This window comes from Mycobacterium sp. Aquia_216, from assembly GCF_026723865.1.
In the GTDB taxonomy this organism is placed as follows: Bacteria; Actinomycetota; Actinomycetes; order Mycobacteriales; family Mycobacteriaceae; genus Mycobacterium.
In genome coordinates, this window is record NZ_CP113529.1 from 818,240 (window position 1) to 842,178 (window position 23,939).

The window sequence follows — 23,939 nt, forward strand, 5'->3', positions numbered from 1 at the left end:
GAGGACAATGATCCAGGTGAGCAACGCGGCGTCCCGGTGGGGGAGCAGCGGGCTGGCCTACCTGACCGGCCTGCCCGACGGGCGGCCCGACTTCTCCCGCGCCGAGGTGCTGGCCCGCGCCGAACAGGTCGCCGCGACGGTTAGCCGTCATCTCGGTATCACCGTTGACGCGTGTGCCCTGCTGGTCGGGCGGGCCGGATTGTTGGGATTGACCCGGGGCGGTCGGATTTCGGCCGGGGGTGGCACCCGGCTGCTCTCGGCCCGAGACGGCTGGTGCGCGCTCACCCTGTCGCGCCCCGACGACGTCGCTGCCGTCCCCGCGCTGCTGGAGGTCGAGGGGGTGCCTGCCGACCCCTGGCCGATGCTGGGGCATTGGGCCGCAACACGTCCCGTATCCGCGATCATCGAGCGGGCCGGTCTGCTCGATATGCCGGCGGCCCGGCTGGGCGAGGTTGCGGCCACGCCGCCGCGGGTAGACCGAACGGGTCCGTCGGCCGCGGCCCGCGCCTATGCGGGCCTGTTGGTGGCCGACCTGTCATCGATGTGGGCCGGCCCGCTGTGCGGGCAGCTGCTGGCCCGTGCCGGGGCCACCGTCGTCAAAGTGGAAAGCCCACGGCGGCCGGACGGCACCCGGGCAGGCAATCGCAGATTCTTCGACTGGCTGAACGGTGAAAAGCTCTCCTACTGTGTCGATTTCGACGGCCAGGTCGAAGAGCTGCGCGAGTTGCTCTCGGTCGCCGACATCGTGATCGAGGGCTCGCGGCCCGCGGCGCTGGCCCGGCGCCGGCTGGGCCCGGAGCACATCGCGCCGCGGCCGGGCCGAATCTGGCTGCGTATCAACGGGTATGGTCCAGGCTCGACACGGCCAGCGTTCGGTGACGATGCAGCGGTAGCCGGCGGCCTGGTCGGTGCCGGCGGCGGCGCAGGCTTTGCAGCGCCGGTGTTCTGCGGGGACGCCATCGCCGACCCGCTCACGGGTCTGGAGGCGGCATCGGCCGTGGCCGAATCGCTCGCCCGGGGTGGCGGCGAGCTGATCCACGTGTCGATGGCGGGAATCGCCGCGGGCTACGCCGCCCTGCCCGCCACGGCGCCGATCCCAGCATGCGCGGCGTCGCCGCCGCAGGCTCCGCCGTCGCATCGCCAGGCCGCCGAGTTGGGCGCCGACAACGACGCCGTTCGCCACTTGGTCGCCGAAAGACGGCTTCCATCGTGCTGATTCAGCGAGCAACCTTGCTGGACGGCACGCTGACCGACATCCGGGTCGGCGCGCAGATCGACGAGATGGGCGAACGCCTGGCACGCAGGCGCGGAGAGACCGTGCTCGACGCGCGCGGCGGAACGGTGCTACCCGGCCTGCACGACCACCATGTGCACCTGCGGTCGGCCGCTTCCGCGTTGGACTCGCTCATGCTTGGCCCGCCCCGCGTACGAACTAAAGATCAACTGGCACAGGCACTGTCGAATGCCGCGCCGAGTGCCGACGGATGGATCCGGGCGATCGGCTACCACCAATCCGTCGCCGGCGAGTTGGACCGTGCCGCGCTCGACGCGGTGCTGCCCGACATTCCGGTTCGCGTCCAGCACCGCAGCGGCGCCTTGTGGATCCTTAATTCGCCGGCACTGCGCCTGCTTGGCATGACCGAACACCCCGACGGACGGCTGCGTGCCACCGACCGTTGGTCCGCGGCTTTGCCGCGTGAGCACACCGACCTCACCGAACTCGGTCGGCGCTTCACCGCGGTCGGCGTCACCGGAGTCACCGACGCCACACCGGATCTCGACGCCGACGACATGGTGTCACTGTTGGTGGCGCATCGGCGTGGCGAGTTCCGGCCGCAGCTGTCCTTCCTGGCCCCCGGCAAGATAATCCTGCACGACGACCGTCTGGATGTGGATGCGCTGATCGGCTGGATCGCCGATCAACACGCCGACGGACAACCCGTTGCCGTGCACTGCGTGACCGCGGCCCAACTGGTGGTGACCATTGCGGCCCTGCGCGCCGCCGGTAGCCATCCGCGGGACCGCATCGAGCATGCCGCGGTCGTCGACGACGACAATCTGGCCGACCTCGCCGACCTGTCCGAGTCCAATGGCCTCACGGTGGTGACCCAGCCCAACTTCATCGCCGAGCGCGGCGATCAGTACCTCGCCGAGGTTCCCGCCGCCGAGCACCCCGCGCTGTGGCGGGTCGCGTCACTGCGGAAAGCCAAAGTGCGCGTGGCACTGTCGACAGACATGCCATTCGGTCGCGGTGACCCGTGGGCGGCGATGCGAGCCGCGGTGCATCGCACCACTGAGGTCGGAGCCGTGCTGGGCGTTGACGAACGCGTCTCGGCGACAGAAGCTTTGACGATGTTTCTGGGCCGCGCCGATCAGCCGAGCCGCACCAGGGCCGTCGACCGTGGACAGCCGGGTGACCTATGCGTGTTGACCGAGCCACCCGCGGCGGTGCTGGCCGAGCTGGACGCCGGGCTGGTGGCCGCCACCATTATCGGCGGCGCAATCGCCTACATGGCGAACTAGCGTGCCGGCGCGGCCAGCGCGGCCCTTAAGATCTCGCATTGACTGTCGAAAAAGCGCTGTGACACTTGCACTTTCGGTGCTACCAGGTCGAAGCCGTGGAAGGCGCCGGGGATGATCTCGACCTCGCACGGCACGCCGGCCGCGCGCAGGCGCTCGGCGTAGGCGAGGTCTTCGTCGTGGAACAGGTCGTTGGTGCCTACGCCAATCCACGCGGGCGCCAACCCGCTGAGGTCGTCGCGGCGGGATGGGACGGCGACCTGTGGATCGGCGTCACCCAGATACGCCGTCCAGCCGAACTGATTACTACGGGTGTTCCACAGTCGATAGTTCGGATTCTCGGCGGTCAGGGAACTGCGATCGTCGAGCATCGGGTAGGCCAACAGCTGGAAAAGGGGCGCGACCTCGCCGCGGTCGCGCGCCAGCAACGCCAGTGCCGCGGCCAGACCGCCGCCGGCACTGGCGCCCGCGATCGCGATGCGTTCCCCGTCCACCGCGGGAAGCCCGGCCAACCAGGTCAATGCCGTGTAGCAGTCTTCGAGCGGCGCGGGATAGGGATGTTCGGGCGCTAACCGGTAGTCCACGGACGCCACGGTGACGCCCAACCTGCTGCTGAACCCGCGACACACCCGATCGTCCTGCTGCGCGTTGCCCATCACGTAGCCGCCACCGTGTATCCACAGCAGCGCCGGCATCGGTTCGGTGACGCCGACGGGCCGGAACAGCCGAACGCCGGCTCCGGAACCCAGGGTGATGACCTCGGCATTGCCGGATGCGCGACGAGCTCTCAAGGCGAGCAAAGAGCGGATGATCGGCAAAGTCCGGGGTGTGAGCAGTCGCCGTGGGGCGATGCGGGAAACTCGGCGCAAATCTGGGTGAACGTCGCTGTTCGGCACCGGATCAGTATTGCCGAAGGGAAAGCAGGTGTTGTCGCCGACCAGTACGGCGAGGCCAGCGCCGCGGCGGGTGCCTAGGCTTGTCGATGGATATGGAGGCGAAGTGACCACGCTGGTTCCGCGGTTTGTCGACACCGTCCTCGGCAAGATCCGTGTTCAGGTCAGTTCAGGAGGCGGGCCCGCGGTACTGATGTGGCCCAGCCTGTTGATGACCGGCGACTTGTGGGCCGGCCAAGCAGCCCGTTTCGGTGCGCACCACCGGCTGGTGCTCATCGACCCTCCTGGCCACGGTGGCAGCGAGCGGCTCACCGCGATGTTCAGCTTTCCCGAATGCGCGCGCTGCGTCGTCGACCTGTTGGACGGGCTCGGCATCGACAAGGCGCACTTCGTCGGCAATTCCTGGGGCGGGATGATCGGGGCCACGTTCGCCGCTCAGCATCCAGGCCGTCTCGAGCGTGCCGTGCTGATGAATTGCACCGCATCGAAAGCCGGCGTCCCCCAGAAGGTGAAGTATGCGGCCATGTTGCGGTTGGCGCGCATCCTCGGGGGTGTGCGGCCGCCGCTGACGCGGTCGGTGATCCGTGGCTTCCTCGGGCCCACGACACTGCGCACCCGACCCGACGTCGTCGAGACCGTCCGTGCGAGCCTGCGCGGTCTGGACCTCGATTCAGCCAGCTGGGCGGTCCGCAGCGTGGTACCCGCCCGACCGGATCAGCACGAACTCCTCGGTCGCATCGCCGCCCCGGTGCTAGTGGTAGCCGGCGCCGAAGACGCCACCTTCCCGGTCGCCGAAACTCGGGCCATGGCCGGCTCCATTCCCCATTCGTCCTTCACTGTTCTCGACGGAGTCGCCCACCTTGTGGCGCTGGAGGATCCGGCCCGCGTGAACGCGTTGCTCGACCAGTTCTTGTTCGACGGCGCCGGCTGACACCAAACGCACCGAACGCTCGCGTCGGCGGCCGCATCCGCCATAGCCGTCCGGGCCTGCGGCGGCTCCGAATCACTCCGATGAACCAATGCACCGCTGCGGTCGGCCGACCTTGACCGGCCGGATTAGCCGACCCAGGATCGGGGTATCGATCCGAATGATCAAAAGGCTGGCGTAACGAGTGGAGCTCTGCTTATCGGAGATGCCGCGCCGTCCCCACGGGACTGAGCGGGCTGGGGTCGTCTGGTCAGGCATAAGGCGAGGGGCGTGAATTGCTGGGTCATCTCTACGATCGGGCACTCGGTGGCGAGCGATGTTGGATTCGGCATGACGACGGCGAGGTTCGGGTGCTGCCGGCGCACCGCTGGTTAGGTGCCCGACGCTCCGCAGATGGCGGCGACGCACTCGACGAGGTCTTCGACGAGGCCGTCACACGGATGTGCAGCGGGCCGACGATCGAGCTCGGCTGCGGGCCGGGTCGGTTGGTCGCACGACTATTTGAGCGTGGGATACCGGCGCTTGGCATCGACCGGTCCGCGACCGCGATCCGGTTGGCCGGCCGCGGCGGCGCACCGGCCCTGCTGAGTGACGTATTCGAGCCGCTGCCCGGAATGGGCCGGTGGCAGACGGTGCTTTTGGTCGACGGCAATGTCGGCCTCGGCGGTGATCCGCGACGGATCCTGGAGCGCGCCGCCGAACTGTTGCGCTGCGGCGGTCGCTGCGTGGCCGAGTTCGAGGCCGACGCCGTCGGCATCCGCGCGCGCTGGGTGCGCCTGGAATCGGGCTGCGATGTCGGGCCGTGGTTCCGGTGGGCATCGGTCGGCGTAGACAGCGCCGCAGCCCTTGCGACGCAAGTCGGTCTGACGCTGACCAGCGTCAGCCTGATCAGCGGCCGGGTGATCGCGAGCCTGGCCGCGCCGTGATCGGCTTGCTTGCCCGGTTTCGCAGCCCGCTGCGCGGTCCGTGGCTGACATCGGTGTTCGGGCTGGTGCTGTTGGCGGCACTGCCGGTCATCACGATCACGGGGCTGCTTTCCTATATCGCCTATGCGCCGCAGTTCGGTCAGGCCTTCCCCGCGAATGTCGGTTGGCTGCGACTGCCTTTCTTCGTCTGGCCCACCCGCCCGTCGTGGCTGTACCGGCTGACTCAGGGCATTCATGTGGGGCTCGGGCTGGTCATCATCCCGGTGGTGCTGGCCAAGTTGTGGTCGGTCATCCCGCGACTGTTCGTCTGGCCGCCGGCGCGCTCGATCGCCCAGCTGCTGGAGCGATTGTCGTTGGCGATGCTCGTCGGCGGGATCCTGTTCGAGATCGTCACCGGGGTGCTCAACATCCAGTACGACTACATTTTCGGGTTCAGCTTCTACGACGCGCACTACTTCGGAGCGTGGGTCTTCATCACCGGATTCCTGATGCACGTCGCGGTCAAGTTGCCGCGCATGGTTTCCGGGTTGCGGTCGTTGTCGCTGCGCGACGTGGTGCGCACCGGACGCGCCAACACCCGTCCCCAGCCCCCCGATCCCGATGGCCTGGTGGCGATGGACCCGGCCGAACCGACGATGAGCAGGCGCGGCGCCCTGGCGTTGGTCGGCAGTGGTGTGGTGCTGATCGCGGCTCTCACCGTCGGACAGACCGTCGGCGGCGCCGCCCGTGGTGCCGCTCTGCTGCTGCCGCGGGGGCGGGGCCGGGGTGCCTTCCCGGTCAACAAGACCGCCGTCGCCGCGGGGATCACGCGCGAAAGTGTCGGTGCGAGTTGGTCGTTGGTCCTGCGCGGCGGTCCCGCCGATGTCATGCTGGACCGCGCCGCGCTGGCCGGTATGCGGCAAAGCACCGCGCGCCTGCCGATCGCCTGTGTCGAAGGATGGTCGACGGTGCAGACCTGGAGCGGAGTACGGCTGGCCGACCTGGCTCGCGCAGCGGGCGTACCCGCGCCGCGCTCGGCACGGGTGGTATCGCTGCAGCGCGGCGGTGCGTTTGCGCAAGCGACGTTGCAAGCCAATCAGATTGGCGATTCCGACGCGCTGCTGGCGTTGCGGGTCAACGGCGCCGATCTGTCCCTGGACCACGGCTATCCGGCCCGCATCGTCGTTCCCGCGCTGCCGGGTGTGCACAACACCAAATGGGTGGCCGCCATCGAATTCGAAGGCGGTTGAGATGCAAAGATTCTCAATGCGTTTCGCCACGGTTTACGGTTCGAATCCGCTGCATCTGCTGACGATGCTGGCCGGTTTCGCGCTGTTGGGCTACATCCTGGTCACCTTCAGGCCGGCGACGTTGTGGAACCCCGGCGTTTGGTGGCAGTCGATCGCCGTCTGGTTCGCCGCCGCCGTGGTCATCCACGATCTGCTGTTCTTCCCGCTCTATGCGCTCGCCGACCGGGTGCTGTCGGTGCGCCGGCGGCCGGCAGGTGGACATCCAAAAATACTGGCGCGCAACTATATTCGAGTACCGGCTTTAGGGGCTGGACTGACGTTGCTGATCTTCGGGCCCGGCATCATCGAGCAGGGCGGGCCGACCTACCAGGCGGCGACCGGCCAAACCCAGCAGCCCTTTCTGGGCAGGTGGTTGCTGCTGTCCGCGGCGATGTTCGGGGCGAGCGCTATCTGCTACGCGATCCGGCGGGCCGCGCCGCACCGGGCCGCCGCGCTCAGCGAAGGCCAACATCGTGTCTAGAACAGCAAATCCGGTAATGTAGCAAACATTTGTCCGGCGGATTCTGCCTCGTCTCCCGGACTTCTACGCAAACGTCAGTTTCCCCTGACGCGATGGGGGTACAGTCGCCTACATGACGGCGAAGGTACCGCGCATGGCCCCGTGTGTTAAATGGTTGCTGCGGGCCCGTCCCGCGGACTATGCGCTGGCATTAAGTGTTGCCGGGGCTTCGCTACCGGTGGTGGGCAAGCACCTGGAACCGCTGGGCGGCGTGACCGCGATGGGCGTCTGGGGCGCGCGACACGCACCAGAGGCTTTCGCGGCTCTGAAGAAGGACTGGCTGACGCCGGGGATCAACGATGTCCGTCGACGGGACCGGGAAAGCACACACGAGGTCTCCGTCGCCGCCTTGCGCGGTGTCGTATCGGCCGCGGACCTGGATCTCGAATGGCCGGTGCCCGGCAGGACACCGCCGATCTGGGAAGCGTTGCGGCAGCGTCGCTATCTGTACCGCAGGGCGGTCCACTACGGGGATCACCCGGCGCAGGTGCTCGACGTCTGGCGGCGCAAGGATCTGCCGGCCCAGCCCGCGCCGGTGCTGATCTTCGTTCCCGGCGGCGCCTGGGTGCATGGCCGCAGCATGATGCAGGGCACCGCCCTGATGTCGCGACTGGCCGAGCAGGGCTGGGTGTGCCTGGCGATCGACTACCGCGTCGCGCCTTACCACCGCTGGCCGCGCCACATCACCGACGTCAAGACCGCTATCGCCTGGGCCCGCGCCAACGTCGACAAGTTCGGTGGCGACCGCGATTTCGTTGCGGTCGCAGGCTGTTCGGCGGGTGGCCACCTGTCCGCCCTTGCCGGACTCACCCCCGACGACCCGCAGTTCGAGCGCAAGCTGCCCGAGGGTGCGGACAGCTCGGTCGACGCGGTGGTCGGTATCTACGGTCGCTACGACTGGGAGGACCGCTCCACCCCCGAGCGGGACCGCTTCGTCGAATTCCTGGAGCGCGTGGTGGTCAAAAAGTCCATCGCCCGCCACCCCGAGGTGTACCGCGACGCATCGCCTATCGCGCGCGTGCGCCGGAATGCGCCGCCGTTCTTGGTGATTCACGGCAGTAAGGACAGCGTCATCCCCGTCGAGCAGGCGCGCAGCTTCGTCGAGCGGCTGCGCGCGGTCTCGCATTCGATGGTCGGCTACGTGGAGTTGCCCGGGGCGGGGCACGGTTTCGACATGATCGACGGCGAGCGCGCCGGCGTGGCGGCGCACGCGACTTCGCTGTTCCTCAACCAGATCTACCGCAGCAAATTGCAGATCAGGTCAAAAGAGGTTATCTAGCTTCGCCGCTGAGTAAGGTCGCTGCTGAGGGGAAGGGGCAGCGATGAAACGGCTGAGCGGCTGGGACTCGGTACTGCTGTACAGCGAGACCCCGAACGTGCACATGCACACCATCAAGGTCGCCGTGATCGAGCTCGACCCGGATCGCCGCGGCTTCGACCTCGACTCGTTTCGCCAGGTCATCGGGGCCAGACTGAACAAACTCGAGCCCTTCACCTATCAGCTTGTCGACATCCCGTGGAAGTTCCACCATCCGATGTGGCGGGAACACTGCGAGGTGGACCTCGACTACCACATCCGACCGATGCGGCTGCCCGAGCCCGGCGGTCGCCGTGAGCTGGACGACGCGATCGGACGCATCGCCAGCACCCCGCTGGACCGCGACCGCCCGTTGTGGGAGATGTACTTCGTCGAGGGCCTGGCCAACAACCGGGTCGCGGTAGTCGGCAAGATCCACCACGCGCTCGCCGACGGCGTCGCATCGGCCAATCTGATGGCCCGGGGGATGGACCTGCTGCCCACCCCCGAGAGCGGCCCCCAGCTCACCGACCCCGCGCCCAGCAAACCGCAATTGGTGCGCTCGGCGTTCACCGATCACCTCCGGCAGTTCGCGAAACTGCCGGGCACCATCCGCTATACCGCGCAGGGGGTTGGCCGGGTCCGGCGCAGTTCGCGAAAGCTCTCGCCGGAGCTGACCATGCCCTTCACCCCGCCACCCACCTTCCTCAACCACCGACTCACCCCGGACCGCCGTTTCGCCACCGCCACCCTGGCGCTCGCCGATGTCAAGGAGACCGGCAAAAAGCGAGGTGTCAAGATCAACGACGTGGTGCTGGCCATCTCCACCGGAGCATTGCGTACCTTGCTGTTGCGCTATGACGGCACCGCCGAGCCGCTGCTGGCCTCCGTCCCGGCGAGTTTCGACTTCTCCCCGGAACGGATCTCGGGCAACTACTTCACCGGGATGATGGTGGCGCTGCCGGCCGATCTCGATGACCCGTTGGCCCGGCTGCAGGTCTGCCACGACAACGCCAACTCCGCCAAGGAGGCGTTCCACCTGGTCGGTCCCGAACTGATCAGCCGGTGGTCGAACTACATGCCGCCGCTGGCCACCGAGTCGTTTTTCCGGTGGGCGTCCAGCCGCGACGGCCAGAACAAGGTGCTCAACATTCCGATCTCGAATGTGCCCGGGCCACGCGAGCGCGGCCGGGTCGGCGGTGCCCAGGTCACCGAAATCTATTCGGTGGGGCCGCTGACCGCCGGCAGCGGCCTCAACATCACCGTGTGGAGTTACGCCGATCAGCTCAACATCTCGGTGCTGTCCGACGGCGCCACCGTCAAAGACCCGCATGAGGTGACCGAGGCCATGGTCGCCGACTTCATCGAATTACGCAGGGCGGCAGGACTTTCCGAGGAGCTGACGCCCGTCGAAGCCGCGATGGCGCCGGCCTGACCGGCCACCCCCGTGCGGCGACGCCGCTTCGCGGTAACGCGACTCTTTCCTGGTGCCAATGCCATTTCCATCGGCGGCTACCATCAGTTTTCAAACAGCCACTGGTTTGCACCGACTGCAAAGGAGCTTCGTAGCACCGTGAGCACTGGAAACGAAGAAGCCAACGAGCCCGAGGTTCTGGTCGAACAACGGGATCGGATCCTGATCATCACGATCAATCGTCCGAAGGCCAAGAACGCGGTCAACCTCGCGGTAGCCAAGGGCCTGGCCGAGGCGGTCGACCGGCTCGACGGCGACGCGGGTCTTTCCGTGGGCATCCTGACCGGCGCCGGTGGGTCGTTCTGCGCGGGCATGGACCTCAAAGCGTTTGCGCGCGGAGAGTTTCCGATCGTCGAGGGCCGCGGCATGGGCTTCACCGAGCGTCCGCCGACCAAACCACTGATCGCGGCGGTCGAGGGCTACGCCCTGGCCGGTGGCACCGAGCTGGCGCTGGCCACCGATCTGATCGTGGCGTCCAAGGACTCCGCCTTCGGCATCCCCGAGGTGAGGCGCGGCCTGGTCGCCGGTGGCGGAGGACTGCTGCGGCTGCCGCAGCGCATCCCGTCGGCGATCGCGATGGAGCTGGCGCTGACCGGTGAAAACCTGAGCGCGGAGCGTGCCCACGCGCTGGGGATGGTGAACGTGTTGGCCGAGCCCGGAACGGCACTGGACGCGGCCATCACGCTGGCCGAGAAGATCGCCGCCAATGGGCCGCTCGCGGTGGCCGTCACCAAGCAGATCATCGTCGAGTCGCGCGGCTGGAGCCCCGATGACTTTTTCGCCAAGCAGGGCAAGCTGCTGGCGCCGGTGTTCGGATCCAGCGACGCCAAGGAAGGCGCGATCGCGTTCGCCGAGAAGCGCGCGCCCCAGTGGACGGGCACCTAGGCACGACTAGGCGGCGTGGTCCTCGGCGCCGGCACTGTCCTCGGCGGTGACGGGACCGGCCACCTTTGACGCACCATCGGTGGTGGGCAACGGCGCCAGACCCGGCTCCGGGGTCAGTAGCAGCGTCGCGCGCGCATCGAGCGCGCGGCCGATGAAGAAGTCGTACAGGAAGATGCCGACGACCGAGCCGATCAGCGGACCGACGATCGGGATCCACCAATACTGCGTCGTGCTGCCGTAATCACCCGAAAAGGCCAGCTTCCCCCACCCCATCAAGTAGGTGAACAAGCGCGGTCCCAGATCGCGGGCCGGGTTGAGCGCGTAGCCGGCATTGGTGCCGAAGGAGCAGCCGATCACGGCGACGATGAGGCCGATGGTCAGCGGCGCGGTGTTGCCCGCCGGGGCCTGGTTGCGGTGGTCGATCAATGCGGCGATCAGCGCCATCAGGATGGCGGTACCGACGAGCTGGTCGACGAGCGGTCCCAGGTAGCCGCCGTGAAAATACACGGCCGGGGACGTCGCGAAGATGGAATAGGTGTCCGGCGAATCGGGCCTGGCGAGGTGATTGGCCGCGTTGTAGTAGTCGATCGCGGGGCGGTAGACGCCGTACACCACCGCTGCCGCACTGAACGCCCCCACCAACTGTGCGACCGAGTACGGGACGACGTTGCGCCAGCTGAACTTACGCGCGATCGCGAAGGCCAGCGTGATCGCCGGGTTCAGGTGCGCGCCGCTGATGCCGCCGGCGATGTAGGTCGCGAGCGTCACGGCGAACGCCCAGCCGAAGACGATGATCAGCCAGTTCGCCGGGCCGAACGCGACGCTTTGCCGGCCCGACCCGGACAAGCCGACGACGTTGAGCGCGCAGGTGCCAAGGCCCAGCAGAAGCAGCACGAACGTGCCGAAGAATTCGGCGAGCATCATGCCGGGCAATCCCGCGCGCAGCCGGACAGCTGTCGATGTCGATTCCACGTGTTTCCCCCACTAGAAGTTCGCCGTGGTGTAACCCATCGCCAGCTGCGGATAAACCGTGTCGGCGCACACAGGCGATCGCCTAGGACGACGGCGCTGGGCTGGAGGATCCTGGCGTGATCTAAACTACAGTCGAGCATGACACTTCTGGCCAGCTTTGTAACGTGTCGATACCGGAGAAACTTCAAGCGTGAGCATTTCTTTGCTTCTTGAGATGGCTGCGTCGAGCAACCCCGATCGCACCGCCGTGGTCTCGGGTGACCTGCGGTTGACGACGCAGCAGCTCAGTGATCTGGCCGATGGCGGCGCGGGTGTCATCGCGGAGTCGGGCGCTCAGCACGTGGCCTACGTGGGCATTGGCGGCGCGATGCTGCCGGTGCTGATCTTCGCGGCGGCGCGCGCCGGTCTGCCCTTCACCCCGCTCAACTACCGGCTGTCCGCCGAGGGCATTCAGACGCTGATCGAGCGGCTGCCCGAACCTGTGGTCGTCGTCGACAGCCGCTACCGGGACATGCTGGGCGATTCGTCGAAACAGGTAATGCTTTCCGACGACTTCCTGGCGGCCGCCCGCGGCGCCGAACCCGCTTCAGACATTCCCGTGTTTGCCGACCCGGAGTCGGTCGCGATCGTGCTGTTCACCTCGGGCACCACGTCGCAGCCCAAGGCCGTCGAACTCTCGCACAACAACCTGACCAGCTATGTCACCGGAACCGTCGAATTCGACTCGGCCGGTGCGCAGGACGCGGCCCTGATCTGCGTGCCGCCGTATCACATCGCCGGGGTCGGCGCCGCGCTGTCGAATCTGTACGCCGGCCGCAAGATGGTCTACCTGCCGAACTTCGACGCAGGCGAATGGGTGCGGCTGATCGGCGCCGAGCATGTGACCACCGCGACGCTGGTGCCCACCATGCTGGATCGTGTCGTCAGCGTGCTCGAGGCGGGTGACGACGCTTCCCGCGACCTGACGTCGCTGCGCAACCTGGCCTACGGCGGCTCGAAGGTCAGCCTCCCGTTGGTGCGCCGGGCGCTCGAGCTGTTGCCGGGCGTGGGCTTCGTCAACGCCTATGGGCTGACCGAGACGAGCTCGACGATCGCGGTGTTGACTCCCGACGACCACCGCGCGGCGCAAGCGGCATTGGCCGCGGCCGACTCCGCCGCGGTCAAGCGGCTGGGCTCGGTCGGTCGCCCGGTGCCCGGCATCGAGGTCGAGATCCGCGATGACGAGGGCAAGGCGCTGCCGCCCGGTCAGACCGGCGAGCTCTTCGTGCGCGGCGAGCAGGTCTCCGGCCGCTATACCGGACTCGGCTCGGTGCTCGACGAAAACGGTTGGTTCCCAACCAAAGACATCGCGATGCTGGATGAAGAAGGCTACCTGTTCATCGGCGGACGCAGTGACGACACCATCATCCGCGGCGGCGAGAACATCGCGCCCGCCGAGCTGGAGGAGGTGCTGGTCGAGCATCCGCACGTGCGTGACGTCGCCGTCGTCGGCGTCGAAGACCCGCAGTGGGGACAAGCCATCGTGGCCGTGGTGGTACCGCGGCCCGGCTCCGATCCCGATCCCGAGGAATTACGGGAGCACGTCCGCAAGACTTTGCGCGGTTCTCGTACCCCCGACCGCGTAGTGTTTCGCGACGAGCTGCCGACCACACCCACGGGCAAGGTGCTGCGGCGGGAAATCATCGAAGACTTAGCAGGGTTGCAGGCCGCACCGGTCGAGCAGTAAGCAGAGGACGAAAGATCATGATCAAGAACGGAACCCGCCTCACCAGCCAGGTGTGCGACACGCAGGTCATCGTCGTCAGGAGCTCCGATAGCCTCGACGACCTGCGCTGCGGTGGTGTGCCGATGGTGCCGATCGGCGGCGAGCGCTCGGGGGAGCTCGACCCGGCCTTCTCCGACGGCACCGTGATGGGCAAGCGTTATGTCGACGAGACAGGCGCCGAGGTGCTGGTGACCAAGCCGGGCGCGGGGAGCCTCAGCATCGGTGCGACCGCACTTGCGCTCAAAGAGGTCAAGCCGCTTCCGGCAAGCGACTGAGATTTCCCGGCCGAGCTACGAGCCGTCCTGCTTGGGAATCCCATTGCGGGTAACGAATTCCCTTGCCTTGATCAGGAATTCGAGCTGTTCGCCAACCTGGCTGAGCGGGCGCACGCAGCGACTCGAGCGAGCCAGCACGATCGCGCCCTCTAGCGCCGAGATCGACGTCACCGCCAGCGAGGCCGCGTCGTCGTCGTCGAACCCGTCCTTCATGAATGCCTGGGTCAATGCCGTGCACCACCGGCCCAGGATCACGCCGGCTTCGATGGTCAGGTCCTGATCGTTTTCGTCCGAGCTGATCGCGGCGGCGACCACCGGGCAGCCGGCGAGGAAGTCGCCATCGGTCAGCAGCCGCTCCCAGAGTTCGATGAACTCGCGCAGCAATGCCCTGGCGCCGTGGTCGGCGGCGGCGTCGATCGTGGCGGTGATGGAATCCCCCGAATACCGCAGCGCCTCGCTCAGGATCTGATTGCGCCCGTCGGGAAAGTGGTAGTAGACCGAACCGCGCGGGGCGCCGCTGCGCGCCAGCACGGCGTCGATGGTGACGCCGGCGGCCCCGCGCTCACGCATCACTTCGGCGGCGCTGACGAGCATCCTGGTGCGGGTGCCGCCGCGCTTCGTCGACGCGGCTTCCGGCGCAACGTCGGTGGTGGTCGGCACTGTCGTACCTCCTGGGGCGGACGTCATGCAGCGTGCGAATGCCGCGATACCGGCCAGTGCATATTACGCGGGCTGAACCGGAAAGACGGACGTTTCAGGTCGGGTACCTGGCGGGTGTAGTGATAGCCGGCGACGTTGAGTTCGATGATCCACATGATATTTCTCCCGGCCTTTGTGCTGCGTTCATGCGCCGAAGCCGGCGGCTCATGATTATGCTGAGAATCATATAAGGCATTGGTCTACTAGGCAACTTGTTAGGCGTACTAAACGCGCAGACCAGGCAGTTGTGTGACGTAGGTCATTGTTGTTGTCTAACTCAACACTGAGTAAACCGTAAAGATTATGCCTTATTGCATAATTTGGGGTTGTGGGCTTCACTGTGACGATGGCACAGATGTCCAACAGCCCCGCCGGTCAGATCCTTCCCGTCCTGGACACCGTATCCCTGGAGCGCGACGGACACGTTTTGCTGATCGGTCTGAATCGACCGCACAAACGCAACGCGTTCGACCGCGCGATGCTCGCCGATCTGTCCCGCGCGTACGCGGTGCTGGAGTCCGACACCTCGGTGCGGGCCGGCGTGTTGTTCGCGCACGGCGACCACTTGACCGCGGGTTTGGATCTCGCCGACGTCGGCCCCGGCATCGCCTCGGGGGAGAACCCCTTCCCCGACGACGGCCGGGACCCGTGGCGGCTCGAGGACACCTGGACCACACCGCTGGTCGCCGTCGCGCACGGTTGGTGCATGACGCTGGGCATCGAGTTGCTGTTGGCCGCCGACATCCGGGTCGCCGCCGCAGACGCCAGATTCACCCAGCTCGAGGTGCGGCGGGGAATCTACCCGTTCGGCGGCGCGACGATCCGGCTGCCGCGCGAGGCCGGCTGGGGCAACGCGATGCGCTGGCTACTTACGGGCGACGAGTTCGACGCGGCCGAAGCGCACCGCATCGGGCTGGTCCAGGAGGTGGCCGACGATGCGGCCGCGGCCCTGGCCCGAGCACGCGACATCGCGCACACGATCGCCGAACGCGCGGCGCCGCTGGGGGTGCGGGCCACGCTGGCGTCGGCACACCTGGCCCGCACCCAGGGTGAGGCGGCCGCGATCGAACGCCTGCGGCCCGCCGTCGCCGAGCTGTTCGCCAGCGAGGACGCCGCCGAGGGCGTGCAGTCGTTCGTCGAGCGGCGCGAGGCCCACTTCCAGGGCCGTTAGCCCGTCGAATGCCCGGCCAGCCGGGCATTCGAGCCCGAGCGTACGGCCAGCCGGACGCTCGGCGCAGAGAACTCAGGCGTCGACGGTGTAGCCCATCGGCATCAGCACGCTCTTCTGCTGGGTGAAGTGCTCGACACCTTCGGGCCCGTTCTCGCGGCCGATGCCGGAGTTCTTGTAGCCGCCGAACGGAGCCCCGGGGTCGAAGGCGTACCAGTTGATCGCGTAGGTCCCGGTGCGAATCTGCTCCGAAATCTCGATGCCCTTGGGGATATCGGTCGTCCACACGCTGCCGGCCAGGCCATACGCCGAGTCGTTGGCGATCTTGATCGCGTCGTCCACGGTGTCGTAGGGGATGACCGCGAGTACCGGCCCGAAGATCTCCTCCTGGGCGATCGTCATCTTGTTGTCGACGTCGGCGAACACCGTGGGCTGGACGAAGAAGCCGTTGTCCAGGCCTTCGGGACGGCCGCCGCCGCACACTAGCCGGGCGCCCTCCTCGATGCCCTTGGCGATGTAGCCCTCCACCCGGGCACGCTGCTTCTCCGAGATCAGCGACCCGATCTGAGCGGCCGGGTCCGACGGCGGCCCCACCGGCAGCGCCTGCACGAATGTGCTTACCGCATCGACGATTTCGTCGTAGCGTGAGCGCGGCGCCAGGATGCGGGTCTGGCCCACGCAGGCCTGCCCGGTGTTCATGATTCCGGAGAACACCAGCATCGGGATCGCCGACGCCAGGTCGACGTCCTCGAGCAGGATCGCTGCCGACTTCCCGCCCAGCTCCAGCGTGCACGGCTTGAGCAGCTCGGCGGCCCGCCGGCCGATCTCCTTGCCGACACCCGAGCTGCCGGTGAAGGTGAACAGGTCGACTCCCGCGTTGGACGTCAGGGCCTGGCCGGTCTCGATACCACCCGGCACCACCGACAGCACGCCCTCGGGCAGGCCGGCCTCGGCGAAGATCTCCGCCAAAGCGTTTGTGGTCAAGGGGGTTTCGGCGGCCGGCTTGAGCACGACGGTGCACCCGGCCAGCAGCGCGGGACCGAGCTTGTTGACCGCCAGGAACAGCGGCACGTTCCAGGCGACGATTGCGCCGACGACGCCGATCGGCTCGCGATGCACGATGGTCTGCCCGTAGGAGCCGTTGCGGATCTCGCGCCACTTGACCTGGTCGACGGCCGGGCCGGCGAAGAAGTTCATCGAGCCCATCGAGCCCATCCAGTGCATCGTCTCGATAGTGGTCGGCGGCTGGCCGGTCTCACCGGCGAGCAGCGCGCTCAGCAACTCCTTGCGCTCCTCCATCAGCTTGACCACGTTGGCGATGACGGCCGCCCGCTCTTTCGGCGGCGTCGTCGGCCACGGGCCGCTGTCGAACGCGGCGCGGGCCGCGGCCACCGCGGCGTCGACGTCGGCGGCCACGGCTAGCGGCGTCTTGCCGAAGTACTCACCGGTCGCCGGACAGCGCACCTCGATGACTTCGGAACTCGACGGTTCGGTCCATTTGCCGCCGATGAAAAGCTTGTCGTATTCGGTCTTGATGTCGCCCATGGCGCCACCCTACCCAAGCCGGAGCAAAACGAGAACATGTTTCATTCTCGGGGCGACAGCACCAGCACGAGATTGCTGACCAGGAACTCGCGCAGCACCGGCACCGACGTCAGCCGCCACGCCCATCGCGGGTGGTAGCGCGGGAATGCGGCCAGCAGCGCCCCGGTGTTCTCGGCCCAGCTCAGCCCTTCCGCCGCCGATACCGCGAACAACGACGAGCCGTAGTCGTTTTTCGCGCGGTGGCCGTGTTTGCGGGCATAACGTGCGGCGGCGCGCTGGCCGCCCAGGTAGTGCGTCAGCCCCATCTCGTGCCCACCGAACGGGCCCAGCCAGACGGTGTAGGACAGCACGGCCAGCCCGCCCGGCTTGGTGACCCGCAGCATCTCGGCGCCGAGCTGCCACGGCCGCGGCACGTGTTCGGCGACGTTGGACGACAGGCAGATGTCCACGGAGTCGTCGGCGAAGGGCAACGCCATGCCCGACGCCCGCACAAACGAGTCAGTCGGTCGCGCCAGGGCGGGGCCGGCCGCGTGCATTTCGTTCGGGTCGGGTTCGACACCGAGGTAGCGGGCACCGGCCTCGGCGAAGGCCGCCGCGAAATATCCCGGCCCGCCCCCGACGTCGAGGACGAGGCGGCCGGTCAGCGGTTGGCCGCGGGCGGCCAGCCAGAGATCGCCGATCAACGCCACGGTATCGGCCGCCAGCGCGCCGTAGAACCGGGCGGGGTCCCGCTGCTCGTAGCGAAACTCCGACAGCAGCCGCACCGAGCGCGACAGCGTGGCCCGTCGCCCGAACACGTCAGTCACCGCCACAACGGGCAACCCTACGGACGCTCCCGCTAGGCTGACCAAGATGTCTGACCTGCGATCCGTCCTGCTGCTGTGCTGGCGCGACACCGGCCACCCGCAGGGCGGCGGCAGCGAAGCCTATTTACAGCGCATCGGCACGCAACTGGCCGCGACCGGCATCGCCGTCACCCTGCGCACCGCCCGCTACTCCGGCGCACCGCGGCGCGAGGTCGTCGACGGTGTGCGGATCAGCCGTTCCGGCGGCCGCTATTCGGTGTACGTGTTGGCGTTGCTGGCGATCGCCGCCGCCCGGTTGGGGCTCGGTCCGCTGCGGCGAGTGCGCCCCGACGTCGTGGTCGACGCGCAGAACGGTTTGCCGTTTTGCGCCCGGCTGCTCTACGGCCGCCGCGTGCTGGTGCTGGTCCACCACTGCCACCGCGAGCAGTGGCCGGTCGCTGGGCCGGTGCTGGGCCGGCTGGGCTGGTTTGTCGAGTCGTGGCTCTCGCCGCGGCTGCACCGCCGCAATCAGTACCTGACGGTGTCGCTGCCGTCGGCGCGTGACCTGGTCGCCCTGGGCGTGGCCAACGAGCGGATCGCGGTGGTGCGCAACGGCCTCGACGAGGCGCCGCAGCGGTCGCTGTCCGGGCCGCGTTCGGCCGTGCCGCGGGTGGTAGTGCTCTCGCGGCTGGTGCCGCACAAGCAGATCGAGGACGCCCTGGAAACCGTTGCCGCACTGCGGCCGCGGCTGGGCGATCTGCATCTCGACATCGTGGGCGACGGCTGGTGGCGCCGGCGACTGGTCGACCATGTCCAGCGCCTGGGCATCGACGATGCGGTGACCTTCCATGGCCATGTCGACGACGTGACCAAACACCATGTGCTGCAGGGAGCTTGGGTGCATGTGCTGCCGTCGCGCAAGGAGGGCTGGGGGCTGGCGGTCGTCGAGGCCGCACAGCACCGGGTGCCGACGATCGGCTACCGATCCTCGGGCGGCCTGTCCGACTCGATCGTCGACGGGGTGACCGGGATATTGGTCGACAACCGCGCCGAGCTGCTGGATCGCCTCGAACAACTGCTGTGCGATCCGGTGCTGCGCGACGAATTGGGCGCCAAGGCGCAGACGCGCAGCGGCGAGTTCTCCTGGACCCAAAGCGCCGACGCGATGCGCGCCGTACTGGAAGCCGTGCAAGCCGGCACGTTCGTCAGCGGCGTGGTCTAACCCGGCGCCGAACTCCGGCAACCAGTGCACCGCTGCCGCCCACGGTCAGCAGGCTCAGCCACGCCAGGTGCGCGATCACCGTCGACTGCCGCCGGCCCGGCGACACCCCGGCGGTGTTTCCGCCGATCCAGTACAGCGTCATTTCCTGGTCGCGGAACACCGGCGTGAGTGCGCCCAGGGTGGCCGCGGCCGAGCCCATGTCACCGGCACTATCCGATTCGACGACGAGCCACCCCACGCCGGCCGGGGCCAATGCGGACGGTTCGGGCCCGGACAGCAGCAACTTCTGGACCGCCCGGGCGCGGGTGCCCTCCCCGGGCACGACCTGCCCGGAAATCGCCAAGTCGCCGGTGCTCAGCACGTCGGCGCGCAGCCAGCGGGGCAGCGGATCCAGCACCGGCGCCGGGCCCGACCAGCCGAAGCGCCGCATCGACCCCGCGGGCAACACCGCGACCGGGGCGGGCGCACCGTTGATCGTCGTCGCCACCGCCGTCCACCCCGGCGGGTAACGCACCGGCGCGACCTTGCCCCCCACGCCCCACGCCAAGTCGGGCAACACCGCGATCAGCGCCAGACAGCCGACCAGCGCCGTGGCGAAGTCTGCCGAGGGCGGGAGCCACCTGCGCAGCGACACCACCGCGCCGGCACCGGCGACCGCGTATCCCGGCACCGCCAGCGCCACCCACTTCTGCCCGTCGCGCAGCACACCAAGGCCGGGCGCGGCGTCGATCACCGCGGACAGTGCGTGCAATCCGGGCCCGGTGGCCAGCGCGGCCGGTATCACCACCGACACCGCCGCCAGCACCAGCAGTGGGACCACTGCCGGGCGGCGCGTCACGGTCGGCAACCCGGCCGCAACCACACCCAGTAGCACCAGCGCCGACACCACCGCGAAAAGTGTTGCCCGCGAACTGGGTACGGCTTCGCCGTTCCAGATACCGCCGAGGCTGGCCAGGCTGGCCAGCGTGCCCAGGCCCGGCTCGGCGCGCGGCGCGAACGCGAAAACCCCCAGCGTGCTGGTCGCCTTGGGGGTGGACAGCGACGAGCCCATCACCGCGGCCGTCAGCCACGGCAGCGCCGCCACCAGCGCCGCGCCCAACGCCGCCACGGCGCACAGCCAGCGGGGCCGGCCCGCACCGGGTACAGCCACGCAGACCAGCGCCACCGTCGCGGCCAGCATCAACCCGGTCGGGGTCAGGCCGGCCAGGGCGATCCAGAACACCAACGCGAAAAAGTCGGCGGCTTGACCCGAACGCAGCCGCAGCACCGTCGTCGCCACCCAGGGCAGGCAGCCGTAGCCGACCAGCAGGCTCCAATGCCCCTGCAGAAGTCGTTCGGCGACATAGGGATTCCAGATCGCCAGCGTGATCGCGACACACTGGCCGGACCTACCGGCACAGGGCAGAGCGGCCGCGACGAGTCGCGCCGCACCCCAGCCCGCCAGCCACAGCCCGGCGACGAGCAGCGCCTTCACCACGACGCCGCCGTCGATCAGGTGCGAGGCCAGCGCCACCGCGAAGTCTTGCGGCGTCGCTCGCGGCGGCATGGTCAAGCCCAGCGCGGTATCGGACAGGTACGAGCGCGGCGTGGACACGGCGTCGCGCAACAGCAGATAGCCCGGCCGCAGCACCGGCGCGACCACCAGCAACGCCAAGACCAAGGCATAGCCGGGAAGAGACCACTGCACCGCCGCTCGGCGCCAGGGTGCGCTCACCGTCGGCTCCGCCGCGGGCTAGTCCCGATCGGGCGGGCCGGGCGGACTCGGTTCGGATGGGCCCGGCTCGGGCGGCTCGCCGGGCGGCGAGTCGGACTCGGGCGGATCGTCGTGTTCGGAACGCTGTGTGGGCAGCTTCTCGGTCTCGGCTTCGGCGCCGGGCACCCGTTCCTCGAGACCGCTGCGGCCGAAGAACTCCTCGTCCCCGCGGTCCAGGCCGGGATCGGTCAGCGCGCTCTCGGTCCGGAGGCTGAACGACGCCAGCACGGCGCCGCAGATCAGCGCGATCAGGCCGACCGCGGTGAACGTGATCGGCAAAACCCGCGACCACAACGCGAGCCGGTCACGCTCGTCGCGGGCCGCGTTCACCTGAGACTCCACGGTGTCTTCGTTGGAGGTGATCTTGTAGTCGGCCAGCGTCAACTCCGGCTTCAGCGGATCCCGGGCGAAGAAGTGGTTGGCACGCTCGGTCTCCTTGACGATGGTGCCCGAAACCGGGTCCACCCAGAAGGTCCGCTGCGCCGCGTAGTAACGGGTCATCGTGATCTGCTCGGCCGGATCGACACCCTGCAAACCCCACATCGCCGCGGACGTCGTCACCTTGCCGTCCTCGTCGCCGGCGTACAGCGACGGGTATTTCACCGGTGCCACCAGCTTGCCGTCCGCGCTGTAACCGATGTTCTGGGTGAATTTGTAGGTGCTCAGGCCGTTGACGTCCTCTTGGCTGTCGTAGTTGACGTCGTAGGTCTTCTGCGCGACCGCGTCGAAGTACGGGTAGGTCTTCTTCTCGGTGTCGAAGGGGAATCGGTAGGACAGGCCGTCGTGCCGCACCGGGATCGTAGTGGGCGGGTTGTCGTCATTGAAGGTGCGCGGCTTCTGGACGGCGCCGCCGGTGTGGGTGTCGTCGGAGACGGCCATCGCGGTCTTGCGGTTGAGCGTGACGGTGTCGACGATCGCGAGCAGCAGCCCGGTGTCCTTTTGCTTATCGGTGCGCCGAAGCGAGGTGCCGACCTGCAGGGTGACCACGTCGGCGTTGGCCGGCGACTCGACGCTGATCTGCTGCTGGGAAACCAGCGGCACATTCTGGTTGACGACGACGTGGTCACTGGACAGCGACGCCGAGTCGAGCGCGGTCCCGCTGCCGTCGCTGACCAGCGTGGTGTCGAGGTTGAGCGGAATCTTGGTGATCCTGCTGCTCGTGTACGTCGACAGCAGCAGCGCGGCGATCAGCAGGGCGGCTCCGAGTCCGATGATTCCGCACGCGGCGAACCGCAACATAACCGCTCGGTTCACGTTGCCGTGCCCTCCTAAATGCTCTAGGCAAATCCGTTTGACCCTAACAGCAGTACCCGGTTCGGCTGGCAACACAGCGCGGGCAGACTGGGATCGTGACCGATAGCCAGCAGGTGGGTGGAGTCCGCAGCTTCCTCCCCGCCGTCGAGGGTATGCGCGCCTGCGCGGCCATGGGCGTGGTCATTACGCATGTGGCTTTTCAGACCGGGCACTCCACCGGTGTCGACGGCCGGCTGTTCGGCCGTTTCGACCTGGCTGTCGCGGTGTTCTTCGCGTTGTCGGGGTTCCTGCTGTGGCGCGGCCATGCGGCAGCGGCGAGGGATCTGGGGCGTGGTTTATTCCGGAGGCCGCCGACCGGCCACTACCTGCGGTCGCGGGTGGTCCGCATCATGCCGGCCTATCTGGTGGCCGTCGTCGTGATTCTTACCCTGCTGCCCGATGCGGATCACGCCAGCCCGACGGTGTGGCTGGCAAACCTGACGCTCACCCAGATCTATGTGCCGCTCACCCTGACCGGCGGCCTGACTCAGATGTGGAGCCTGTCGGTCGAGGTCAGTTTCTATCTGGCGTTGCCGATTCTCGCGCTACTGGCCCGTCGCGTTCCGGTTGGCGCCCGGGTGCCGGTGATCGCCGCGCTGGGGGTGCTCAGCTGGGCATGGGGCTGGGTGCCTTTGCATACGGGATCCGGCAACCCGCTGAACTGGCCGCCGGCGTTCTTCTCCTGGTTCGCCGCGGGCATGCTGCTGGCCGAGTGGGTGCACAGCCCGAACGGGCTGGCAGCGCGCGTGGTCCAGAAAAAAGCGGGCCGGGTGCTGATGGCCGTCATCGCGTTGCTGGCGTTTCTGGTCGCCGCTTCTCCACTGGCGGGTCCGGAGGGGCTGATTCCGGGTACGGCGACACAGTTCGCGGTAAAGACCTCGATGGGCTCGGTGGTCGCGTTCGCGTTGGTCGCGCCGTTGGTGCTGGATCGGGCCGATACCCCGCACCGGCTGCTGGGCAATGCCGGCATGGTCACCCTGGGTCGCTGGTCCTACGGCCTGTTCATCTGGCACCTGGCCGCCCTGGCGATGGTGTTCCCGGTGGTCGGGACGTTTCCGTTCACCGGCAACATGCCGACGGTGCTGGTGCTGACGCTGATCTTCGGCTTTTCGATCGCGGCGGTGAGCTATGCCCTGGTCGAGTCACCCTGCCGGGAGGCGTTGCGCCGCTGGGAGAAACGCGAGCAGCCCGAGGCTGAGGTGATCGACGCCGAAGCGGACGCGATAGCGCCCTAGCCGGTGCGGTCCATCCACTGTTCCAGCGCGCCCGCGGACGGCAGGCAGACGGCCCGCTCGATCTTCTCGATCAGGTCGGCGCCGTACTCGACGGTGGACTTGATGAAGTTCCCCAACGCCGCCAGATGGATGCCGTCGGTCAGCAGATAGGCACTCTCACCGACCAGGCTGACGTGGCTCGGCTGCGCCGTCTCGCGGACAAACGCCTTGGGCCAATGGTTGTCGCGATTCCAGTCGTTCACCAGCTCCATCAGGCGCGGGCGCTCGCTGGCTTGGTAGTACCCGGCGGGGCTGACCGAGATCTCGAAGATGTCGGGCCGCAATCCGTTGATCCGCAGGTTCACGTGCAGCTTGCCCCGCTCGATGTTGGACAGCACCATCAGGAATTCTTCGCCGTCGTCGCCGCGGAAAAATCGCAAGTGACGCGATCGCAGATAGCGTTCGATCAGCTCGGTACTCAAGGGCTCGATCTGCATGGCCCCGATGGTTGTGCCGGGGCCTTGGAGGATTCTTGGT

Annotated in this window: 22 protein-coding genes; 14 read left to right on the forward strand and 8 right to left on the reverse strand. The window is 67.9% G+C overall.

The annotated features are described in order from the left end of the window. Positions 1-7 precede the first annotated feature (7 nt). The gene (locus tag OK015_RS03875) at positions 8-1,216 is read left to right on the forward strand and encodes a CoA transferase (RefSeq protein WP_268129392.1); all 1,209 of its coding nucleotides are present in this window, start codon (positions 8-10) and stop codon (positions 1,214-1,216) included. Further along, on the forward strand, positions 1,210-2,523 hold the full coding sequence (locus OK015_RS03880) for an amidohydrolase family protein (RefSeq protein ID WP_268129394.1): 1,314 nt from the start codon (positions 1,210-1,212) through the stop codon (positions 2,521-2,523). Before OK015_RS03875 ends, OK015_RS03880 begins: the two co-directional genes overlap by 7 nt. Here OK015_RS03880 and OK015_RS03885 read toward each other — a convergent pair. Beyond that, positions 2,520-3,416 (reverse strand): alpha/beta hydrolase, encoded by an 897-nt coding sequence (locus tag OK015_RS03885; protein ID WP_268129396.1) that lies wholly within the window; start codon positions 3,414-3,416, stop codon positions 2,520-2,522. The genes OK015_RS03880 and OK015_RS03885 overlap by 4 nt on opposite strands. Before the next feature lie 190 nt (positions 3,417-3,606). Between OK015_RS03885 and OK015_RS03890 the strand changes: the two genes are divergently transcribed. The 7 genes from OK015_RS03890 (at position 3,607) to OK015_RS03920 (ending at position 10,711) form a co-directional block, all read left to right on the forward strand. Beyond that, positions 3,607-4,344 carry an alpha/beta fold hydrolase gene (locus OK015_RS03890; RefSeq protein WP_268132424.1) on the forward strand — a complete coding sequence of 246 codons (738 nt, stop codon included), beginning with the start codon at positions 3,607-3,609 and terminating at the stop codon, positions 4,342-4,344. 272 nt (positions 4,345-4,616) lie between these two features. Next, positions 4,617-5,267 (forward strand): SAM-dependent methyltransferase, encoded by a 651-nt coding sequence (locus OK015_RS03895; RefSeq protein ID WP_268129398.1) that lies wholly within the window; start codon positions 4,617-4,619, stop codon positions 5,265-5,267. Beyond that, positions 5,264-6,496 carry a molybdopterin-dependent oxidoreductase gene (locus OK015_RS03900; protein WP_268129400.1) on the forward strand — a complete coding sequence of 411 codons (1,233 nt, stop codon included), beginning with the start codon at positions 5,264-5,266 and terminating at the stop codon, positions 6,494-6,496. The genes OK015_RS03895 and OK015_RS03900 overlap by 4 nt, the downstream gene beginning before the upstream one ends. Position 6,497: 1 nt before the next feature. Next, positions 6,498-7,016, forward strand: a complete 519-nt coding sequence (locus tag OK015_RS03905) for a hypothetical protein (RefSeq protein ID WP_442791198.1) — start codon at positions 6,498-6,500, stop codon at positions 7,014-7,016. Positions 7,017-7,128: 112 nt separating this feature from the next. Further along, the gene (locus tag OK015_RS03910) at positions 7,129-8,334 is read left to right on the forward strand and encodes an alpha/beta hydrolase (RefSeq protein WP_268129401.1); all 1,206 of its coding nucleotides are present in this window, start codon (positions 7,129-7,131) and stop codon (positions 8,332-8,334) included. Positions 8,335-8,377: 43 nt separating this feature from the next. Then, positions 8,378-9,787 carry a WS/DGAT/MGAT family O-acyltransferase gene (locus OK015_RS03915; protein WP_268129403.1) on the forward strand — a complete coding sequence of 470 codons (1,410 nt, stop codon included), beginning with the start codon at positions 8,378-8,380 and terminating at the stop codon, positions 9,785-9,787. A 138-nt stretch (positions 9,788-9,925) separates the two neighbouring features. Next, the gene (locus OK015_RS03920) at positions 9,926-10,711 is read left to right on the forward strand and encodes a crotonase/enoyl-CoA hydratase family protein (protein WP_268129405.1); all 786 of its coding nucleotides are present in this window, start codon (positions 9,926-9,928) and stop codon (positions 10,709-10,711) included. Between the two features lie 6 nt (positions 10,712-10,717). Here the strand turns inward: OK015_RS03920 and OK015_RS03925 are convergent, their stop codons facing one another. Continuing rightward, positions 10,718-11,683, reverse strand: a complete 966-nt coding sequence (locus OK015_RS03925; protein ID WP_268129406.1) for an MIP/aquaporin family protein — start codon at positions 11,681-11,683, stop codon at positions 10,718-10,720. A 190-nt stretch (positions 11,684-11,873) separates the two neighbouring features. Between OK015_RS03925 and OK015_RS03930 the strand changes: the two genes are divergently transcribed. Both OK015_RS03930 and OK015_RS03935 read left to right on the forward strand, forming a co-directional pair. Next, the gene (locus OK015_RS03930; protein WP_268129408.1) at positions 11,874-13,409 is read left to right on the forward strand and encodes a class I adenylate-forming enzyme family protein; all 1,536 of its coding nucleotides are present in this window, start codon (positions 11,874-11,876) and stop codon (positions 13,407-13,409) included. Positions 13,410-13,426: 17 nt separating this feature from the next. After that, positions 13,427-13,723, forward strand: coding sequence for a hypothetical protein (locus OK015_RS03935; RefSeq protein WP_268129410.1), 297 nt, complete (start codon positions 13,427-13,429; stop codon positions 13,721-13,723). 15 nt (positions 13,724-13,738) lie between these two features. Here OK015_RS03935 and OK015_RS03940 read toward each other — a convergent pair whose 3' ends face one another. Beyond that, the gene (locus tag OK015_RS03940) at positions 13,739-14,383 is read right to left on the reverse strand and encodes a TetR/AcrR family transcriptional regulator (protein WP_442791199.1); all 645 of its coding nucleotides are present in this window, start codon (positions 14,381-14,383) and stop codon (positions 13,739-13,741) included. Positions 14,384-14,777: 394 nt separating this feature from the next. Between OK015_RS03940 and OK015_RS03945 the strand changes: the two genes are divergently transcribed. Continuing rightward, positions 14,778-15,593, forward strand: coding sequence for a crotonase/enoyl-CoA hydratase family protein (locus OK015_RS03945; protein WP_268129412.1), 816 nt, complete (start codon positions 14,778-14,780; stop codon positions 15,591-15,593). A gap of 72 nt (positions 15,594-15,665) precedes the next feature. Here OK015_RS03945 and OK015_RS03950 read toward each other — a convergent pair whose 3' ends face one another. Both OK015_RS03950 and OK015_RS03955 read right to left on the reverse strand, forming a co-directional pair. Further along, complete coding sequence (locus OK015_RS03950; RefSeq protein ID WP_268129414.1) at positions 15,666-17,135, reverse strand: aldehyde dehydrogenase; 1,470 nt, start codon at positions 17,133-17,135, stop codon at positions 15,666-15,668. 41 nt (positions 17,136-17,176) lie between these two features. Next, positions 17,177-17,947 carry a class I SAM-dependent methyltransferase gene (locus OK015_RS03955; protein WP_268129416.1) on the reverse strand — a complete coding sequence of 257 codons (771 nt, stop codon included), beginning with the start codon at positions 17,945-17,947 and terminating at the stop codon, positions 17,177-17,179. A 40-nt stretch (positions 17,948-17,987) separates the two neighbouring features. Here OK015_RS03955 and OK015_RS03960 point away from each other — a divergent pair, with 40 nt between their 5' ends. Continuing rightward, on the forward strand, positions 17,988-19,142 hold the full coding sequence (locus tag OK015_RS03960) for a glycosyltransferase family 4 protein (RefSeq protein ID WP_268129417.1): 1,155 nt from the start codon (positions 17,988-17,990) through the stop codon (positions 19,140-19,142). On the opposite strand, the gene OK015_RS03965 is transcribed toward OK015_RS03960, so the two are convergent. Both OK015_RS03965 and OK015_RS03970 read right to left on the reverse strand, forming a co-directional pair. Beyond that, a complete protein-coding gene (locus OK015_RS03965) occupies positions 19,126-20,829 on the reverse strand; it encodes a hypothetical protein (protein ID WP_268132427.1) in 1,704 nt (567 codons plus the stop codon). The genes OK015_RS03960 and OK015_RS03965 overlap by 17 nt on opposite strands. 45 nt (positions 20,830-20,874) lie before the next feature. Next, positions 20,875-22,149, reverse strand: coding sequence for a DUF3068 domain-containing protein (locus OK015_RS03970; RefSeq protein WP_268129419.1), 1,275 nt, complete (start codon positions 22,147-22,149; stop codon positions 20,875-20,877). Positions 22,150-22,301: 152 nt separating this feature from the next. On the opposite strand from OK015_RS03970, the gene OK015_RS03975 reads away from it, so the two are divergent. Further along, entirely contained in the window at positions 22,302-23,423 is a 1,122-nt protein-coding gene (locus OK015_RS03975) for an acyltransferase family protein (protein WP_268132429.1), read from the forward strand. Here the strand turns inward: OK015_RS03975 and OK015_RS03980 are convergent. Beyond that, entirely contained in the window at positions 23,420-23,899 is a 480-nt protein-coding gene (locus OK015_RS03980; protein ID WP_268129420.1) for a YbjN domain-containing protein, read from the reverse strand. The two genes, OK015_RS03975 and OK015_RS03980, sit on opposite strands and share 4 nt — an antisense overlap. Between the last annotated feature and the right edge of the window lie 40 nt (positions 23,900-23,939).

Bases quoted from the DNA above. Each gene is read 5' to 3' on its own strand.
- OK015_RS03875 (WP_268129392.1), top strand. From the start codon at position 8: ATGATCCAGGTGAGCAACGCGGCGTCCCGGTGGGGGAGCAGCGGGCTG.
- OK015_RS03890 (WP_268132424.1), top strand. From the start codon at position 3,607: ATGTGGCCCAGCCTGTTGATGACCGGCGACTTGTGGGCCGGCCAAGCA.
- OK015_RS03905 (WP_442791198.1), top strand. From the start codon at position 6,498: ATGCAAAGATTCTCAATGCGTTTCGCCACGGTTTACGGTTCGAATCCG.
- OK015_RS03910 (WP_268129401.1), top strand. From the start codon at position 7,129: ATGACGGCGAAGGTACCGCGCATGGCCCCGTGTGTTAAATGGTTGCTG.
- OK015_RS03915 (WP_268129403.1), top strand. From the start codon at position 8,378: ATGAAACGGCTGAGCGGCTGGGACTCGGTACTGCTGTACAGCGAGACC.
- OK015_RS03935 (WP_268129410.1), top strand. From the start codon at position 13,427: ATGATCAAGAACGGAACCCGCCTCACCAGCCAGGTGTGCGACACGCAG.
- OK015_RS03945 (WP_268129412.1), top strand. From the start codon at position 14,778: ATGTCCAACAGCCCCGCCGGTCAGATCCTTCCCGTCCTGGACACCGTA.
- OK015_RS03950 (WP_268129414.1), bottom strand. From the start codon at position 17,135: ATGGGCGACATCAAGACCGAATACGACAAGCTTTTCATCGGCGGCAAA.
- OK015_RS03960 (WP_268129417.1), top strand. From the start codon at position 17,988: ATGTCTGACCTGCGATCCGTCCTGCTGCTGTGCTGGCGCGACACCGGC.
- OK015_RS03975 (WP_268132429.1), top strand. From the start codon at position 22,302: ATGCGCGCCTGCGCGGCCATGGGCGTGGTCATTACGCATGTGGCTTTT.
- OK015_RS03980 (WP_268129420.1), bottom strand. From the start codon at position 23,899: ATGCAGATCGAGCCCTTGAGTACCGAGCTGATCGAACGCTATCTGCGA.